This window comes from Cognatundibacterium rugosum (assembly GCF_014284365.1).
In the GTDB taxonomy this organism is placed as follows: Bacteria; Pseudomonadota; Gammaproteobacteria; order Burkholderiales; family Burkholderiaceae_D; genus Undibacterium; species Undibacterium rugosum.
In genome coordinates this window covers 44667-60374 of record NZ_JACOGG010000012.1, presented here as the reverse complement: position 1 = coordinate 60374, position 15708 = coordinate 44667, and the positions used below count along the sequence as shown (strand labels likewise).

The window sequence follows — 15708 nt, the reverse complement described above, 5'->3', positions numbered from 1 at the left end:
TTTCCAGTTCAGGTATGGGCCAGCGCATCAACCACAGGCTGGTTCAGGGTGCGGCGTGCAATCAGTGCAGAGGACAACATGGACAGTACTATCATGCCGCTGATGGTCAGCAGATACATGTTCAGGTCCAGGCTGATCAGCAAGGGATAACCGGTAGAGCGGCCGGGTGGTGGTGGCATCTGCACCGGGAACACGGTCAGCAGCAAGGCCACACCGACCGCGATGGCCGCACCCAATAAAGCACCACTGCCACCCAGGAACATGCCCTCATACGAAAAGCTGCGTATCAGTTCGCCGGGCAGGGTACCCATCGCACGCAGACTGCCGGTCTCGCGGGTTCTTTCTATAATCGCCATCGCCATCGCATTGGCCACCACAAACACCACGATCAGACTGATAATGCAACCCAGCGCACCGAAAATCCGGTTATACAATGCACGCACCGATCGATAGAAAAAAGCCTGATCTTCCCAGTTCTGTATGGTGAGGCCGTTTAATTGTTGCCGCAGTCTGTGCTGCGCTTCCGGCGTCGCCTGCATGCTGTTCAGGAATACGCCCAGGCTACTGACTTTATCGGTATGCAGCAGACTTTGCGCGTTGTGGATACCGGTGTAAATCAGACGTTTGTCGATGTCGGGTATGCCGGTCGTGACGATGCCACGCACATTCACATCCATGGCATTGAGCGCGCCTTCTGTAGTGCTGACCATTAATGTGAGATTGCTGCCGGGTGTGGCTTTCAGACTGCGCGCCAGGGCTTCACCGATTACGATGTCGGTACTATTCGGGTCTTGCAGTATGCTGCCAGCCACGACTTTGAGGAAAGGGCCTTTGACAGCAAATTCTGCATCGGCATCGATGCCCACGCCCAGCATAATGGTGGACTTGTCGCCATTGCTGATCAATCCGCTGAATTCTACCCGCGGCAGCACATAGCGTACCGCAGGGTCACTCAGGATTTGCTTATCCAGCTGAGCCACATTGCTGAGTCCATATTGCAGCGGTGTGTCTTCTTCTTTATCAAAGTGCTCTGCCGTGCCGACGATCAGATGCCCGCTGCTGCGCGCCGCGGACTGGGCCAGACCTTCGTAAGTCGAATAAGCGAAGCCACCTGCGAGCAGCAATGCAGCCGACCCCAGTGCGGCGACACTGACGGTGACCAAAGAGCGGCGCCGGTTGCGCAAGGCATTGTGGAAGGCAAAGCGCAGCCAGGTGCTTTCTAACGCGAATCGTTTCATTGCAGTCTCCCATCCAGTAAATGCACAACACGGTCAGCACGGCGGGTTAAGCGCTCATCGTGACTGGCGATCACAAACGCCGCACCTTCGGCCTGGCCGCGTTCACGCATCAGGTCCAGCACCTGATCTGCGGTGATGGAATCCAGACTGGCTGTCGGTTCATCGGCAATGACTAAAGCCGGACGTTTGATGAGTGCACGCGCAATCGCGACCCGCTGGCGCTGGCCGCCGGACAAGGCATCAGGCCGGTGCTGTGCATGTTCTTCCAGTCCTACCGCCTTGAGTTGCGCTGCCACTCTGGCTTTGCGTTCTGCTTCCGGCACGCCATTTAAGAACAAGGGATAGTCGACGTTTTCTGCCACCGTCATGACCGGTACCAGATTGAAGCTCTGGAAGATAAAGCCTATGGTCTGACGTCGTTGCAGTGTCAGTTCGCGTTCGGACAAGCTGGCGATATCGCTGCCCTGTATCACGACCTGACCCTGATCAGCCTGATCGATCAGCCCGCACAGATTCAGTATCGTGCTTTTGCCGCTGCCGGAAGGACCGGTCAATGCCAGCAATTCTCCCGCCTGCACTTGTAAATCCACACCACGCAATGCACGCACCAGATGCTGACCCAGTTGATAGGATTTATGCACACCGTGCAATTCGATGACGGGCTTCATGCACTGAATCCTTGCAGAAACTGCTTCGCTTTTTCTGATTGCGGCGCTTGAAGACGTATCACTTCTTCTGCCAGTTTTTTTGCGTCGGCGTTACGTTTTTGCTGCTGTGCCAGACGCGCGGCCCGCATCCAGACTTCACCCCGGAAGCCCAGCTCTGCTGTCGCTAACTGTGGGTGAGCCAGTATGTCTTCTAATAATTTTTGGCCACGTGGCTGACGGTTCATGAATTCCGGCACCGCCAGAAACGTCGAGGCGGCAACAAATTTGACTTCCAGCAGTTGTAAGACATTGCCGTGCATCTGAGTCTGTTCTTTATCGGCCAACACCAGCGCCTTATCGATCATGGCCAGACCTTCTTCGGCATACGACATTTTTTTCCAGGGGAAAATGGTGGTGGTCGCCAGCTTGCTGGTTGCTGCACCGGTGTAGGCCATCAGCAAAGGCTGACCTGGTTCGGCTTTGAGTAAATCCTGAAAGGCTTTGGCTGCACGTTCTTCATTACCAGCACTGGCGCGGAAAGCCTGAAACGCCGCCTGAAATTCAGGTTCGGAATAGGCATACGCTGGCTGCATAGATGAAAGGCAGGCACAAACACTGAAGAGCAGGGCAGTCGTCGATTTGCGGTACATGGTGTTCTCCTTGGTTGATCGGTTTGGGACTGATCGCAGCTTAAAGAGGACAGATCTGGCAGGCGACTGAAATGCGACATACGGCGGCATCTTGTCGTGAAAGCCATTGCCGATGGTGTGAAATGCAGGGCCGCATCGTGTGCAAAAACCTGGGAAGAACGAAAAAATGTGTCTGTTTGATCATGCCAATCTGGCCCGACTTGGGTAGACTGCTGGCTTTTGAGCAGACGGTTTCTGGTCCCCCGCTGTACCAGTGTGGTAAGCGGGATAGCTGCCAACATCAGAAGTGAAGAGCTACCGACGGCGGAATTGCAGACAACAGGAGATAAAAATGGGTAAAACCCGCTTAGAAGCATTCAGTGACGGTGTGATCGCCATTTTGATCACGATTATGGTGCTGGAAATGAAGGTGCCGCATGGTACGGATTTATCAGCTTTGCTACCGGTATTGCCGGTTTTTTTGAGTTATGTGCTGAGCTTTATCTACGTCGGTATTTACTGGAATAATCACCATCACATGATACACACCTGTAAAAAAGTCACCGGTGGCATCCTGTGGGCGAACCTGCATTTGCTGTTCAGCTTATCGCTGATACCGTTTGCAACCGGCTGGATGGGCGAGAATCATTTCGCGACCATCCCGGTCGCCTTGTATGGTGTGGTCCTGCTGTGGTCGGCATTTGCCTACTATATTTTGCAAACGCTGATCATTCGCAGCCAGGGGGAGCACTCCTTATTGAAGCAGGCTGTGGGCAGCGACTGGAAAGGCAAAATGTCTCCAGTGTTATATTTAGTCGGGATCATTTTTGCATTCTGGGTACCCCAAATTTCTATGCTCAGTTATGTACTGGTCGCCTTGATGTGGTTAGTGCCTGACAGCCGCATCGAAAGAGCAATCTCTGGCACCCATGAAGCTTAACTCTGGGGGTGTATGACAGGTGGTCGTGCGATCTGTGCCGCCATGCGGCGTCAGCCGTAATTGATCGCAAATTTGCATGAGTGGCGCATTATGCTGCCATGCCTGTTGAGCGATATCGGTCCAGAGTACGATTTCCTGGCGGGTATTGCGGCTACGAATCTGGCGGACGGTATGAGTCAGCCACTTGGTCGTGGGGAGATCCAAGTCACTGGCAACACAAGGGAAGATGATGCGGTCTGGTTGCCAGTGTTTCAGAAATGCTTCTTTACATTGATGCTGCTGCAGATGCAGCAACAAATCCTGATACGGCCCGGCAAGCTGACTGAGTTCTGTGGCGAGATGACCTGCAGCAATCTGATAAGCGGCGGCATTCATTTTCCAGAGGCGGATACGCCATCCATTTTCGTTGTCTGCATGAAGCTGTTCAGCGGACAAGACATTTCTGCCATGTCGCGCACGACACTGCGCCAGTGTGTTGAGTAGCTGAAGTGAGTAACAGAGATGGACAGTTTGAGGCGGCGCAATAATCTGGGTATACATGGCTGAATCCGGTTACGCGAAGTGGATCTGCTTCAGCATCATTAATGCAGCGTCGAGTAAGCAGATGATGAACAGGCTAAGGCTGAGGAAATGTGAGGCGTACAGCAAACTCAGGCGATGCCAACGCAGTGAGTTGTCGTGTGTTGGTACACAAAACAATAGTAAGCCCAGCAGGCAAGTAAGCAGGCAGCTTAGCAGGAAAGTCAGGATGAGCAGGCTTTGTACACCGGGAGCCAGATGTTTACTGCATGCTAGGAACAGCAGGGCTGGCACCATGGCTGCATAGCTCAGTATGTTACGTCTGACGCTGCAAGGATGAACAGAACGGCTTTGTTGAAACAGCAGCATGCAGTTTAGGATGAAAAGCAGTAATGAAGCGCACAGTGCAGTCAGACTTTGATCCGGCAGCGCAAGCGCGAGTGCTGACAGCAATACAAAGCCCCCGGCACAGAGGCGTTTTTCAATATGGCCTGATACCTGGTTTGAGGCGCGCAACGCGTATTCAAGATCAGATTGATGGAGCAACATAGTGACTCTCCTGCGCGCAATCACACCACACAGCTGGGGAACAACAAACGGCTTTCGCTGGTTGCGCCGGTTTCGCGAGCTACCGGGCTGGTGGCCGACACTTGTGGCACCGGAATTTGCATCACTTTTTCCAGTTCCCTGGCCAGGTATTGTTTGCCGCTGGCTGACATCGCTGTCATCGGCAGACGAAACTCCTCCTTCACCATACCTAGCAGAGACAGCGCTGCTTTTAGCGGTGCAGGGTTAGGTTCGCAATGCAATAAGCGGATCAGTGGAAATAGCTGCTGGAACAACACTAAGGAACGTGCGGTTTCACCTTGCCTGATCATGGCATACAGAGCGCAAAACAGATCAGGGCGGATATGTGCTGCGGCCGAAATAGCGCCATGCCCACCGATAGACAGAAAATCGATTAACAGGTGGTCGTCACCACACATTAAGCGCAATGGCGATGTACGTAAAATCCGGGCTGCTTGCTGCAATCGGCCGGAGCAATCCTTGATGCCAATAATTTGCGGACAATCACGCAATTCATTCAAGGTACTGGTTTCGATGTGTACGCCGGTACGTGTAGGTATGTTGTACAGCACGATCGGTTGTTCAGTCGCTGTGCATAAGGCGCGAAAATGCAGCGCAATTCCTTCCTGGGACGGACGTACATAAGCAGGAGCAGAAATCAGATAGGCGCTGGCAGGTGTGCCAAATTTTTCAAGGCGAGTCAGTTTTTCTGCGACACGCTGAGTATAGCTTCCACCTATTCCCATCATCACAGGAAAGCCGACAGGCACGACATCCTGCACGGCGGCCAGTATCTGCGCTTTTTCGCCTTCCGATAACATAGAGGCCTCACCGGTAGAGCCGCAGACTACTAAACCACTCACACCGGCAGAAAAATAATGTCGCGTCAGTTTTTGTAAAGCCGGAATATCGACTTCGTTGCCATGAATGGGCGTAACTAAGGGTATCCATATACCTTGCATTTGTTTCATAGCCATTTTCCTTTTATCTGCTTGTCGCTTGTCCATGAGGATGTGCCGCAAATCTGACTCAATATCGTTCTACAAAAATCTGTGAAATTTTTCCGAATTCTGCGCTGGGCAATTCGCGCATTAGGAGCGGAAAAAACAGCTTAGGGTTAACCTCGCTACTAATCAGAAAGCGGGTAGCGCAACCATGATCTGCGGCTTGGGTACGCAGATAATTCAGCTGTAGTCCGCATAGCTGTATCAACAGCGCACGCAGCCTTTGCTGATAGCACTGAGCAACAACAATTTGCGTCAAATAGAGCGCTCTCTTTTTACTGTGCTTGCGCTGCATAGGCGCCGCCGATGCAGGCAGGTGAAGATCAAACGTAGTGCTGGCTGGTGCTGGCATACATGACTCCTGTGAACGGGTGATGCTGACAAGAGAACGATACGTACATTTTTATAAAAATTGCCTAAAAACCCGCAACTGAGATATAAAGCTTTTGTTAAGACTGTTTTGTTAAGACTGATATCCGTCATTTGGGTGGAGAAGGCAAGACTGGGTAGTCGTGTTACAGCTCAGATGTGTATATCTGAGCCAAAGCGACATGCCAGCCAATCGTTGACGCGAAAAGGAAACCAATGCAAATGCGCCATCTGCTGTTGAAGAAGAAAAATGTATTGCAACTGTTGATCCTGCTGTTGGCATTCACTTGCCTGTTGCCTGGCGCACGCGCACAGCGCAGTGAGCAAGCGATCTCGCTCGATACCGGCAGCGGTGTCTTGCAAGGTAGCCTGATACTTCCGGCACAGCCAAAGCCTGCGCCTGTCGTGCTCTTGATTTCCGGCTCAGGCCCGACCGATCGGGATGGCAATTCGCTGGGGCTGCCCGGTAAAAACCATAGCCTGCGAATGGTGGCAGAACAATTGGCGGATGCGGGTTTTGCCACGGTGCGTTACGATAAACGCGGTGTGGCCGCCAGTCTGGCTGCGGGCAGCACGGAATCTGCATTACGGTTTGAGAACTATGTCGATGATGCAGCTGCCTGGCTCGCGTATTTGAAGGCCGATACCAGGTTCTCCAAAGTGGTGGTAATGGGGCACAGCGAGGGTGCTTCTATCGCCGTACTGGCTGCGCAAAAACAGCCTGTGCATGCGCTGGTGGCGATCGCCGGTGTTGCGCAAAGTCCGGCGGATGTCCTGGCTGTGCAGTTACAGGCCAGTGGCATGCCCGCTGACTTACTGGCGCAGGCAAACAAGGCGCTCAGCAGTCTGAAGGAAGGTAAAACGGTGTCCGATGCGCCTCCGGCCCTGGCGACATTATTCCGCCCTAGTGTGCAGCCGTATTTAATTTCGTTGTACCGCTATACCCCGGCGCAGGAAATCGCACGTTTGCAGTTACCAGTACTGATTGTGCAGGGTGATCATGATATTCAGGTCGGTACCGAACAGGCGCGTGCACTGAAAGCCGCTCTACCTGCTGCGCGACTGGAAATCATCGGCGGCATGAATCATGTGCTCAAGCTGGCACCGGCTGAGCGCGCCGCGAATATCGCCACGTATATGAACCCGGATTTGCCACTCGCACCACGCCTGCTGCCGGTGTTAACAGATTTTCTGGATCCGGTCGTGACACCGAATTGAGTTCTAAGCAGCTATTGCACTGCAATGTAAGTTTCCTGAAATTTGCAACATTCCTGATTGCTAAAGCGTGCCGATCACCTTAGTATTGTTGCTAAAAAAATGTGCATTTCCATAAGGGAAAACAGGAGACAGCATGAGCGACCAGGCACAGGGCAGAGGCGGCGACAGCGCGCCGCCGGATATTCGTACTATCATCGATAAAGAGTCTCCGTTCCCGCCCGTGCGCCGGGTGGGGATGTTCAGGGCGCTGCGCTGGTTACAGGCCGGCTGGCAGGATTTTCGTGCCTCGGGGGCGACCAGTATTTTCTACGGCATTTGCTTCGCACTCATGGGCATGGTGCTGAAGCTGGTGCTGCACAATGCACCCGAATATGTATCGGCACTCAGCTGTGGTTTTTTACTGATCGGTCCCTTGCTGGCGCTGGGTTTATACGACATCAGCCGCCGTATGGAAAATCAGCGTTCAGGCTTGCTCGGCAGCGTGTTTTCTATGCGCGGCCGCTGGAGCAATATCGGCGTACTGGCGCTGGTATTGGCCGTCATCATGATGGTCTGGGCGCGCGCCTCGCTGGTGATTTTTGCGCTGTTCTATAACAAGGGCATGCCCAGCATGCAAAGCTTTCTGAGCCAGTTATTCTCGCTCGACCACCTGGAGTTTGTACTGGTCTACGCCTGCATAGGCGCGGTATTCGCCAGCATCGTATTTGCGATTTCCTGGGTCTCGATCCCGCTGATGCTGGACCGCGACACCGATGCGATTACCGCCATGATTATCAGCTGTGTCTCGCTGTTCATCAATGTACCGGCCTGTTTGTTCTGGGGGCTCTGTATCGTGGCGGCCGTGGTGATCGGCATGATGAGCTGGAATCTGGGACTGATCATCCTGATACCCGTCATCGGCCATGCGACCTGGCACGCCTACAAGGATGTGGTTGGTCACCCCAGTGACCGCAGCCAGTGACATCCCTTCCTGATTCTTACCGGCAGCCTCAGTAAGGGCTGCCGTCTTTGTGGCTGAAACGCCACTGACCATCAATCATAGTCGCCTGTAAATCATCGTCGGGATAACTGACCTGATCGCCTGCACTGCGGTCACCGACTTCCAGATACACCACATCCTGCTCACTCAGATTAATCAGCTGATGCGCATTACCGCTGCCAGCCGCAAAGCCTGCGCACATCCCCGGTGCCAGCTGGGTCAGGCCTTCATCTGTTTTCAGGCTGGGATGACCACTGATGATGTAGATGAATTCATCCTGCAGCGAGTGCGCGTGACGTAAAGCCGATATCGCACCCGGCGCCAGCCGCGTCAGATTTACACCAAACTGACTTAAGCCAAACAAGGTCCCCAAAGGTTGTTTACTACGGCCTTCCATTAACAAGGAAAACTGTTCCGGATACAGCGATTTAACCGTACGCAGCGGTGCACTGTCGGCGACTATGGCCAGTGGAAAGCCGGATGGTGGGTTTGCTGGTGTAGACATGTTTGGATTCCTTAGATACTTGATTTGTTTTATGGACAATGCGATAGTTTGGGAGCTCTTTGTTTCCCGATTGCAGTGACGACACTGCTGTGCGGGATACGCACGACCTTGTAAGCGTTTTATCCTGCTGCATCAAGAGGTAAAACAAAGTAGTTCAATGTAAAGAGACCATGGCGTATTTTATACGTTGATCCTGCCAGGAAAGATGCTACAGAGTTGCGGCTGTTCTGCCTTGTCCTTCATGTTTTACATGCTTTCCTTGTTTTGCCTTGCTTCATTGATTTTTTTCTTACACCAATATGTGTAAGACACGCTCTTTGATGAAATTTCGTTGAAAGAAAACAGGATGATCAAAATCTTAGCATTCCTTAGTGCCTTTGTTTCAGTGACGGTGTTTGCTGCACAAGCTGAAACGCCCGCCTTCAATCCCGGTCAGCTGAAAAGGACAGCCAGTGCAAAGCCAAATGAAGTGCTGGTACTGGGGACACCGCATTTTTCGTCATTACCGGCCGGTTTTCAAGCGCGATATTTGCAGACGCTGATCAGTCGACTGCAAGCCTGGCAGCCCAGTATCATCACCATTGAAGCACTGTCCGGTAGTCAGTGTGACTATATGCGTCGCTATAGCGCACGATATGCCGACGCGGTGCGGTCTTATTGTTGGGATACCACAGCGGCGTTCAAGGCAACCGGACTTGATGTGCCTGCAGCGACAGCTGAAATGGCGCGTTTGCTTGCTACCTGGCCGAAGGCGCCCAGTGCTGATCAGCGACGTTCGCTGGCTGCTGTATTTCTGGCTGCCGGCGAACCTGTCTCTGCATTGGTGCAGTGGCTAAAGCTGCCTGCGGCCGAGCGGCGTGCGGGTAATGGACTGGAGCAGGCACTCACCGAAAAACTTCAGGACTTAGCTGAAAAACGCAGCGAAAATACTTTACTTGCCGCGCCGCTGGCGGTACGCCTGGGGCTTGAACGGGTATATGCGATTGATGATCATACGGCAGATTCTGTTTCTTCGGATGAAGCAGATAATAAGGCTGCTGGCGACATTATGCAGCGGCTATGGGACAATCCTGCGTCATCCAGTCGACTGGAGCAGGATAAAGCACTGGAGTCCCATTTAGATAGCGACGAAGGCGTGCTGAATATGTACCGCGTATTGAACCGGCCTGACCAAGCCATGCTTGTGTACCGCAGTGACTTCGGTGCTGCATTGAAAGATAAGTCAGCCCGGCAATATGGCCGCACATATGTCGCTTACTGGGAAACCCGTAATCTGCGCATGGTATCGAATATCCGTGAGACTCTGGATCCATTCCCCGGACAGCGCGTGCTGAGCATAGTCGGCGCTTCTCATAAGGGATATGTCGAGGCGTATCTGCATATGATGCATGATGTGACGATAAAAAGCGCAGCGGCTGTGTTGCGCTGATGGCTGTTGTGGTGTGGATTTCTGTGTCAGCATAACCCTGAACAGATCGTTCTGTACAAGTCGCGGGATGCCCGATATCAGCCTGTGTTAAGTCTTAGCTTGAAAGCTCAGCAAGCCTCGAAAAAAAGCCCGGTCACTATAACGACCGGGCTTGTGGTTGATAATGACTTAGCGACTGACAGTGTACTTACTTCAGCGGTGGTATCGCTTGTGGCTGCAAAGCTTTAACCGGCTGCTCTTTGAGTTTGTCGGTCAGCATGCGGATGGCTGTTTCCAGTTGCTGGTCCTGGCCTTTGAAGGTGGCATGTGGCAGGTTTTCCACTTCCACATCCGGTGCCACGCCTACGCCTTCCACCAGCCACTGGCCGTCCATGCTGAATTGTGCAGTTTCAGCGGCACGTATCATGCCACCATCCAGTAAGGCATTGTTGTCGGACAGCCAGACACCGGCACCGGCGGTGCGCTTGCCTACCAGTGGGCCGAGTTTGAGTGCCTTGATGCCGGCCGCAAATGTCTCACCATCCGAGTAAGTCAGCTCATCCACCAGCACCACCAGATGACCACGGAAAGTCTGCTGCATATTGGTGTAAGGTGAAGTGCCGGCACGTGACCAGAAGGCCCAGGTTTTACGCAAGAGTTTTTCGATGATCCAGCTGTCGATATTGCCGCCACGGTTACGGCGCACATCGATGATCAGGCCATCACGCTCGACATTGGCATAAAACTCACGCGCAAATGCATCGATGTCCTGGGCTCCCATTGCACGCAAATGCAGATAGCCTATCTTGCCATTGGACGCTTGCTGTACCCGCGCTGCGCGGCTTTGTTCCCAGTCGCTGTAACGCAGATTGGCATGCTTCATCATGCTGACCGGATGTACGATCACTGCGTGCGCTGCCTGGTTACCACGCTGGACTTGCAATAACACTTGCTTGTCCGCCTGATTCAACAGCAGGTCAGAAATATCGCGTGCTTCTTTCGTGCTCTTACCATTGACTGACAGGATCACATCGCCTTCTTTGATATTCACGTCAGGGCGGTCTAAGGGCGAACGCTCATTCGGCAAATCCGGTTCGCTGCGGTAGATGTGCTCTACTTTATAGCCTTGCGCATTGCGGCTCAGCACGGCGCCGAGTGAGGCCGGCGTGCCTTCGCTGGCTGCGCGGCGCAAATCACCGGGGCGGAATTGCGAGTGCAGGGTGCCGACTTCGCTGACCATTTGCGCCAGCACGTCATTGAGTTCGGCACGGTCAGTCACGCGCTCTGCCAGTGGCGCATATTTGTCGCGCACCTTGAGCCAGTTGACGCCGCGCATCTGCGTGTCGAACAGGTAGTCGCGATGCATACGCCAGGCGTCGCCCAGCATTTGCTTCCATTCCAGCTTAGGATCGGACGGGAAACTCCAGTCCTGCACACTGACCTTGGCTTTGCTGATGTCATTCGGGATTTTTGCACCGGCTTCGACGATCAGGAATTCACCTGCGCTATTGCGCAACATAATATGCTTTTTATCCGCCGATAAATCATACTGACGGATGCCGCTGGCAAAGACTTCTGCCGTTGCACCTTGTTTGCTGAAGGCGATGGTTTTCAGGCTGGAGCGGTCATCGGCTTCACGCTCAAGTATATACAAGCGTTTGTCATCAACCGCCAGCTGACGGTAGTTACCCGCACTGACAGGAACCTGATACAGCCTGTCTGCCAGCCCGGTGTATTCAATCGCAGGAATTGCTGCACGGGCTGCTGGTTTAGCTGCGGCTTTGTCGGTGGCTTTGTCGGCGTTTTTGTCGCTGCCAGCTGCATTCACGTTGTCTGCTGCTTTCGGTTCCGCTTTTTCTTCTGCTTTCGGGGCGGACTTGTTCAGCTCATCATCTGCTTTGAATGCAAAACGATTTTTCGCCTGCAGTGCCAGTGCATAAATGCCTGTGCGTTTGTCGAAGGCCGGGCCCATATTCCGGTCACCCCATGGGGAACGGTTCGCGACCTGGAAGTTGCGCTCAGACAGGAAATACAGCCATTGTCCATCTGGCGAAAATACCGGCGATTGCGATTCAAAGCGGTCGCTGGTGACGAACTGCAGCTGACGGGTATCGAGCGCATACAAGGCGATTTGATTGCGCTTGATGCTGGTTGCGGCACGCACGATCGCCAGGGTTTTTGAGTCCGGTGACCAGACGATTTCTGCGTGATTACCGGCACCTGCTTTGCCTGCATCATCGATCAGCTGATTCTGTCTGGTGTTCAGATCGAGCAACCATAAGCGCCCGCGCTTATCGGTGTGCGCCAGATGTTTACCATCCGGTGCAGGGAAAATTTGCAAGCGGTGGAAGTCGCTGTCTTTGGTCAGTTGCTCGGCTTTGCCGATGCCATTGGCCGGGAATTTCCAGATTTCGTTTTCACCGGTGGTATCAACGATGGCGAATACAGACTGATCATCCTGTGAGAACACGGCGGCGCGTGAGCGGGCCTGTTCCGGTATCGCCAGATCGATACGGCGCTGATTGCCGAGTCCGGCGATCGTGACTTTGCCACGCGCAGTGAACATCAGTTTTTCTGACTTGCCAGCTAATTCGGTATCGGTCAGATAATCCAGCGGTGTACGGATCAGGCGCTTTCTTTGCTGATCAAAATCTGACACCAGATCGATGTTGAGCGTGCGGTCGGCCTTGCTGTTGAGGTCAAATACATGCAGATCCGCGCCCAGCTGATACACGATCTTGCCATCGCCCAGACTGGCGCTACGTACGTCCCAATCCTGGTGGCTGGTGAGTGCCTGGGCATCGCTGCCATCCGGATTGGCGCTCCACAAATTGAAGGCGCCGTTACGGTCGCTGACGAAATACAGACGACCCTGCCACCACATCGGGCGGCGGTTATTACTGTTTTCATTACCGGCCAGACGAACGGCTTCCTGTTTGCTTTGCAGATCAAAACGCCACAACTGGGCGATGGCACCGCCGCGGTAATGCTTGGCATTGTCATTGGTCATTTGCAGACCAAAGCGGGTGAAATACAGATAGCGGCCGCTGTCATCCAGTACCGCTTCATTGGCATCAGCGACCGGGAAAATCCGGCGCTCCAGTGTTTTCGGATTGATCGCAGCAATCACGCGATGCGCATTCGGACCAGTGCTGTTGAGCGTACTGATCAGGACTTCAGCCTGCGCGGTCCAGCCCAGTACATGCACCACATCGTTATCAAAGCTGATGCGCTTAGGCAGACCACCTTGCAAGGGCATGATATACGCCTCAGTCGCACCCTCATAGGAAGCCGCGAATGCCAGCCACTGGCCATCTTTGGATACGGCAGGCTGGATTTCCGCTGCCGGATGGGTGGTCAGACGCTGCGCCTGACCGCCTTGTACGCCGACCTTCCATAAATCGCCTTCTGCGGTGAACACCACCGTATCCGCATGGACGGCAGGGAAGCGGTAATAGCCAGGTGCAGCGGCAGCACTGCTGATCAAACCGCTGAGGGCGAGAGTAAGCGCGATCTTGGTCAATTTCATAGTCGTTGTAATGGTTGGAATGACTGACAAAAAACATCTTCAAGTTGCAACAAGAGCCAGGACTTTTTACAGATAAGGTAAGAAGTGTTACCGAAATGTAAGATAAGTTGATTCAAAGAAACTTGGTGTTTATAACGTCCTCCGAATGCAAAGAGTTTCCATGTGGAAATTAGCAGCTAACCGGAGAATGAGATGAGACCATCTGATTTGATGAAAGTTCTGGCAATTCTAGGGATATCCACGGAAATATCCGTTTCTTACGCTCAGAATGTCACTTTTACCATTGATACCCAGGCCGAACGTAAAGCGATCAGCCCCTTGATTTATGGCTTTAACGCCTATGCTGACGGCAGCGGCCGCGCTGGCTGGGATGCGCATGGCGGACGCGCGAATCTGGAAAGCCTGAACCTGACGTCGCGTCGTATGGGCGGGAATAATATGACCAGCTATAACTGGGAAAACGGCGTCAGCAATTCCGGTGCAGACTGGTGCCACTCGTCGAATGCGGGTGTCAGTTATTCCAGCGGTGCCGGAAATCCAAGTCAGACTGCTGGTCTGGCCTACTATGCGCCAGGTGCGGCGATCAAGGCATTTCACGACCAGTCTATCGCATTAAATACCTTCTCTTTGCTGCAATTGCCAGCGGCAGGCAAATTACCTAAAGACATCGTCAATATGAACCCGCCAGGCAATTGCAATGGCTGGCCGCTGTGGCAGGATGCGCCCGGCGCATCGAACACAGATGTCAATCGCTGGCTGACCATCGTCAACAATAAGCCAGCCAGCGCCGGTGCGCTGAGCCTGACGCCGAGTCTGAATGACAATGTGGTGTATATCGATGAAGAGCTGAACTTCATCATCAAAAAATACGGTAAGAGTTCGGCTGCTAAAGGCCTGAAGGGCTATGAGCTCGATAATGAGCCCGACCTCTGGCATTTGTGGCCTTCGCAATTTGGTAACGGTACCCATGAGCGCCTGTACCCGCAACTGAGCACTGTCGCTGACGTCGTGCAAAAAAATCTGGACCTCGCAACGACCATCAAACGGGTTGATCCCAGTGCTAAAACCTTTGGCCCGGCAGTCAGTGGCTACCTGGGTTTATTCAGCCTGTGGTCGGTATGGGATGGTGCGCAGGCACGTCAGCCAGCCGATTGGGGGCAATACAATGTGGAGCCGTATATCTCCAAAAACACCGGTGATCGCTACCGTTACAACGGCATGACTTTTGCCAATGTCTATCTGGATAAAATGCGTCAGGCCTCGACCGCTGCCGGTAAGCGTTTGCTGGATGCCTTCTCCTTCCACTACTATCCTCAAGCCTCGTATGATCAGGCGACCCGGGTGCAGGCTTCACGCAGTCTGTGGGATGCGCAGTATGTGGAACCGACCTGGATTACGCAGGCAGGTTATGGCTTTACCGATGGCCGTGGCATCGCCTTACTGCCTAAGTTACAGAAATCCGTGGCTGACTTTTATCCGGGCACCAAACTGGCCGTGACGGAGTATGACTTCGGCGGACGGGATGATGTCACCGGTGCCGTGGCCCAGGCAGACGCATTGGGTGCTTTCGGTAAGCAAGGCGTGTATCTGGCAAATTATTTTGGCGATGTCGAAGGCTATATCGGCGCAGCGTTTAAATTGTTCCGCAACTACGACGGGAATAAGTCCGTGTTCCCTGAAGTCTCGGTCAAAGCTGTGTCGACGAATAATGGCAATGGCACTGTCTATGCCGCCGTCAGCGCCACCGACCCGAACACCCTGCACATCATCGCGATCAACCGCCTGGCAACGCCGATCACCGCCAGCGTGCAAATTAAAAATCCTGTGCTGTTTAACTATGTACAGGCCTGGGGCGTCGATGCCAGCGGCCCACAGGTCACAGCACGCAATGTACAGGCCACGATTACACAAAACAATTTCAGCACCAGCCTGCCCGGCTATTCAGTCATGCACTACGTGCTGAAGCCCTGATTCCTGCACCGGCAATTCAGCGCGGACTTTCCACGGCCCGCAGCAAGCAATCGCTCACCGGCAACGGCGAGCGGTTTTTTTACTGGCTTTCTTGCCGCAGCGGTCGGGCAACACAAAAGGCCTCAGAAGCAGCCAAACCGTAAAAAATTTCCATCAAATGCGGAGTTCAGCATAGCGATTTGTTC

General features: G+C 53.4%; 14 protein-coding genes. 5 read left to right on the top strand and 9 right to left on the bottom strand.

From position 1 onward, the window contains the following. Positions 1–8 precede the first annotated feature (8 nt). Genes H8K47_RS12205 through H8K47_RS12195 form a run of 3 tightly spaced genes read right to left on the bottom strand, consistent with a single transcriptional unit; the run spans position 9 to position 2535 of the window. Positions 9–1238 carry an ABC transporter permease gene (locus H8K47_RS12205; protein ID WP_186881692.1) on the bottom strand — a complete coding sequence of 410 codons (1230 nt, stop codon included), beginning with the start codon at positions 1236–1238 and terminating at the stop codon, positions 9–11. Then, positions 1235–1906 (bottom strand): ABC transporter ATP-binding protein, encoded by a 672-nt coding sequence (locus H8K47_RS12200; protein ID WP_186881691.1) that lies wholly within the window; start codon positions 1904–1906, stop codon positions 1235–1237. The genes H8K47_RS12205 and H8K47_RS12200 overlap by 4 nt, the downstream gene beginning before the upstream one ends. Beyond that, a complete protein-coding gene (locus H8K47_RS12195; protein ID WP_186881690.1) occupies positions 1903–2535 on the bottom strand; it encodes a hypothetical protein in 633 nt (210 codons plus the stop codon). Before H8K47_RS12195 ends, H8K47_RS12200 begins: the two co-directional genes overlap by 4 nt. 331 nt (positions 2536–2866) lie before the next feature. Here H8K47_RS12195 and H8K47_RS12190 point away from each other — a divergent pair, with 331 nt between their 5' ends. Continuing rightward, positions 2867–3454 (top strand): TMEM175 family protein, encoded by a 588-nt coding sequence (locus H8K47_RS12190; protein WP_186881689.1) that lies wholly within the window; start codon positions 2867–2869, stop codon positions 3452–3454. On the opposite strand, the gene H8K47_RS12185 is transcribed toward H8K47_RS12190, so the two are convergent. From H8K47_RS12185 to H8K47_RS12170, 4 genes are read right to left on the bottom strand one after another with little or no spacing between them, the layout of a single operon-like run. Then, complete coding sequence (locus H8K47_RS12185) at positions 3401–3994, bottom strand: hypothetical protein (RefSeq protein ID WP_186881688.1); 594 nt, start codon at positions 3992–3994, stop codon at positions 3401–3403. The two genes, H8K47_RS12190 and H8K47_RS12185, sit on opposite strands and share 54 nt — an antisense overlap. Before the next feature lie 12 nt (positions 3995–4006). Then, positions 4007–4522, bottom strand: coding sequence for a hypothetical protein (locus H8K47_RS12180; RefSeq protein ID WP_186881687.1), 516 nt, complete (start codon positions 4520–4522; stop codon positions 4007–4009). Positions 4523–4542: 20 nt separating this feature from the next. After that, positions 4543–5511, bottom strand: a complete 969-nt coding sequence (gene dapA, locus H8K47_RS12175) for a 4-hydroxy-tetrahydrodipicolinate synthase (protein WP_186881686.1) — start codon at positions 5509–5511, stop codon at positions 4543–4545. Positions 5512–5569: 58 nt separating this feature from the next. Further along, a complete protein-coding gene (locus tag H8K47_RS12170) occupies positions 5570–5896 on the bottom strand; it encodes a hypothetical protein (RefSeq protein WP_186881685.1) in 327 nt (108 codons plus the stop codon). Between the two features lie 239 nt (positions 5897–6135). On the opposite strand from H8K47_RS12170, the gene H8K47_RS12165 reads away from it, so the two are divergent. After that, entirely contained in the window at positions 6136–7131 is a 996-nt protein-coding gene (locus H8K47_RS12165; RefSeq protein WP_186881684.1) for an alpha/beta hydrolase, read from the top strand. A 133-nt stretch (positions 7132–7264) separates the two neighbouring features. Then, a complete protein-coding gene (locus tag H8K47_RS12160) occupies positions 7265–8092 on the top strand; it encodes a DUF2189 domain-containing protein (protein WP_186881683.1) in 828 nt (275 codons plus the stop codon). 28 nt (positions 8093–8120) lie between these two features. Here H8K47_RS12160 and H8K47_RS12155 read toward each other — a convergent pair whose 3' ends face one another. After that, positions 8121–8615, bottom strand: a complete 495-nt coding sequence (locus tag H8K47_RS12155) for a cupin domain-containing protein (protein ID WP_186881682.1) — start codon at positions 8613–8615, stop codon at positions 8121–8123. A 346-nt stretch (positions 8616–8961) separates the two neighbouring features. Here H8K47_RS12155 and H8K47_RS12150 point away from each other — a divergent pair, with 346 nt between their 5' ends. Further along, the gene (locus H8K47_RS12150) at positions 8962–10044 is read left to right on the top strand and encodes a DUF5694 domain-containing protein (protein WP_186881681.1); all 1083 of its coding nucleotides are present in this window, start codon (positions 8962–8964) and stop codon (positions 10042–10044) included. A gap of 187 nt (positions 10045–10231) precedes the next feature. Here H8K47_RS12150 and H8K47_RS12145 read toward each other — a convergent pair whose 3' ends face one another. Next, entirely contained in the window at positions 10232–13552 is a 3321-nt protein-coding gene (locus tag H8K47_RS12145) for a S41 family peptidase (protein ID WP_186881680.1), read from the bottom strand. Positions 13553–13744: 192 nt separating this feature from the next. Between H8K47_RS12145 and H8K47_RS12140 the strand changes: the two genes are divergently transcribed. Then, positions 13745–15523, top strand: coding sequence for a glycoside hydrolase family 44 protein (locus H8K47_RS12140; protein ID WP_186881679.1), 1779 nt, complete (start codon positions 13745–13747; stop codon positions 15521–15523). Positions 15524–15708: the final 185 nt, after the last annotated feature.

Coding starts and splice junctions, on each gene's coding strand:
- H8K47_RS12205 (WP_186881692.1), bottom strand. CDS start 1,238: ATGAAACGATTCGCGTTAGAAAGCACCTGGCTGCGCTTTGCCTTCCAC.
- H8K47_RS12200 (WP_186881691.1), bottom strand. CDS start 1,906: ATGAAGCCCGTCATCGAATTGCACGGTGTGCATAAATCCTATCAACTG.
- H8K47_RS12195 (WP_186881690.1), bottom strand. CDS start 2,535: ATGTACCGCAAATCGACGACTGCCCTGCTCTTCAGTGTTTGTGCCTGC.
- H8K47_RS12190 (WP_186881689.1), top strand. CDS start 2,867: ATGGGTAAAACCCGCTTAGAAGCATTCAGTGACGGTGTGATCGCCATT.
- H8K47_RS12185 (WP_186881688.1), bottom strand. CDS start 3,994: ATGTATACCCAGATTATTGCGCCGCCTCAAACTGTCCATCTCTGTTAC.
- H8K47_RS12180 (WP_186881687.1), bottom strand. CDS start 4,522: ATGTTGCTCCATCAATCTGATCTTGAATACGCGTTGCGCGCCTCAAAC.
- dapA (WP_186881686.1), bottom strand. CDS start 5,511: ATGAAACAAATGCAAGGTATATGGATACCCTTAGTTACGCCCATTCAT.
- H8K47_RS12170 (WP_186881685.1), bottom strand. CDS start 5,896: ATGCCAGCACCAGCCAGCACTACGTTTGATCTTCACCTGCCTGCATCG.
- H8K47_RS12165 (WP_186881684.1), top strand. CDS start 6,136: ATGCGCCATCTGCTGTTGAAGAAGAAAAATGTATTGCAACTGTTGATC.
- H8K47_RS12160 (WP_186881683.1), top strand. CDS start 7,265: ATGAGCGACCAGGCACAGGGCAGAGGCGGCGACAGCGCGCCGCCGGAT.
- H8K47_RS12155 (WP_186881682.1), bottom strand. CDS start 8,615: ATGTCTACACCAGCAAACCCACCATCCGGCTTTCCACTGGCCATAGTC.
- H8K47_RS12150 (WP_186881681.1), top strand. CDS start 8,962: ATGATCAAAATCTTAGCATTCCTTAGTGCCTTTGTTTCAGTGACGGTG.
- H8K47_RS12145 (WP_186881680.1), bottom strand. CDS start 13,552: ATGAAATTGACCAAGATCGCGCTTACTCTCGCCCTCAGCGGTTTGATC.
- H8K47_RS12140 (WP_186881679.1), top strand. CDS start 13,745: ATGAGACCATCTGATTTGATGAAAGTTCTGGCAATTCTAGGGATATCC.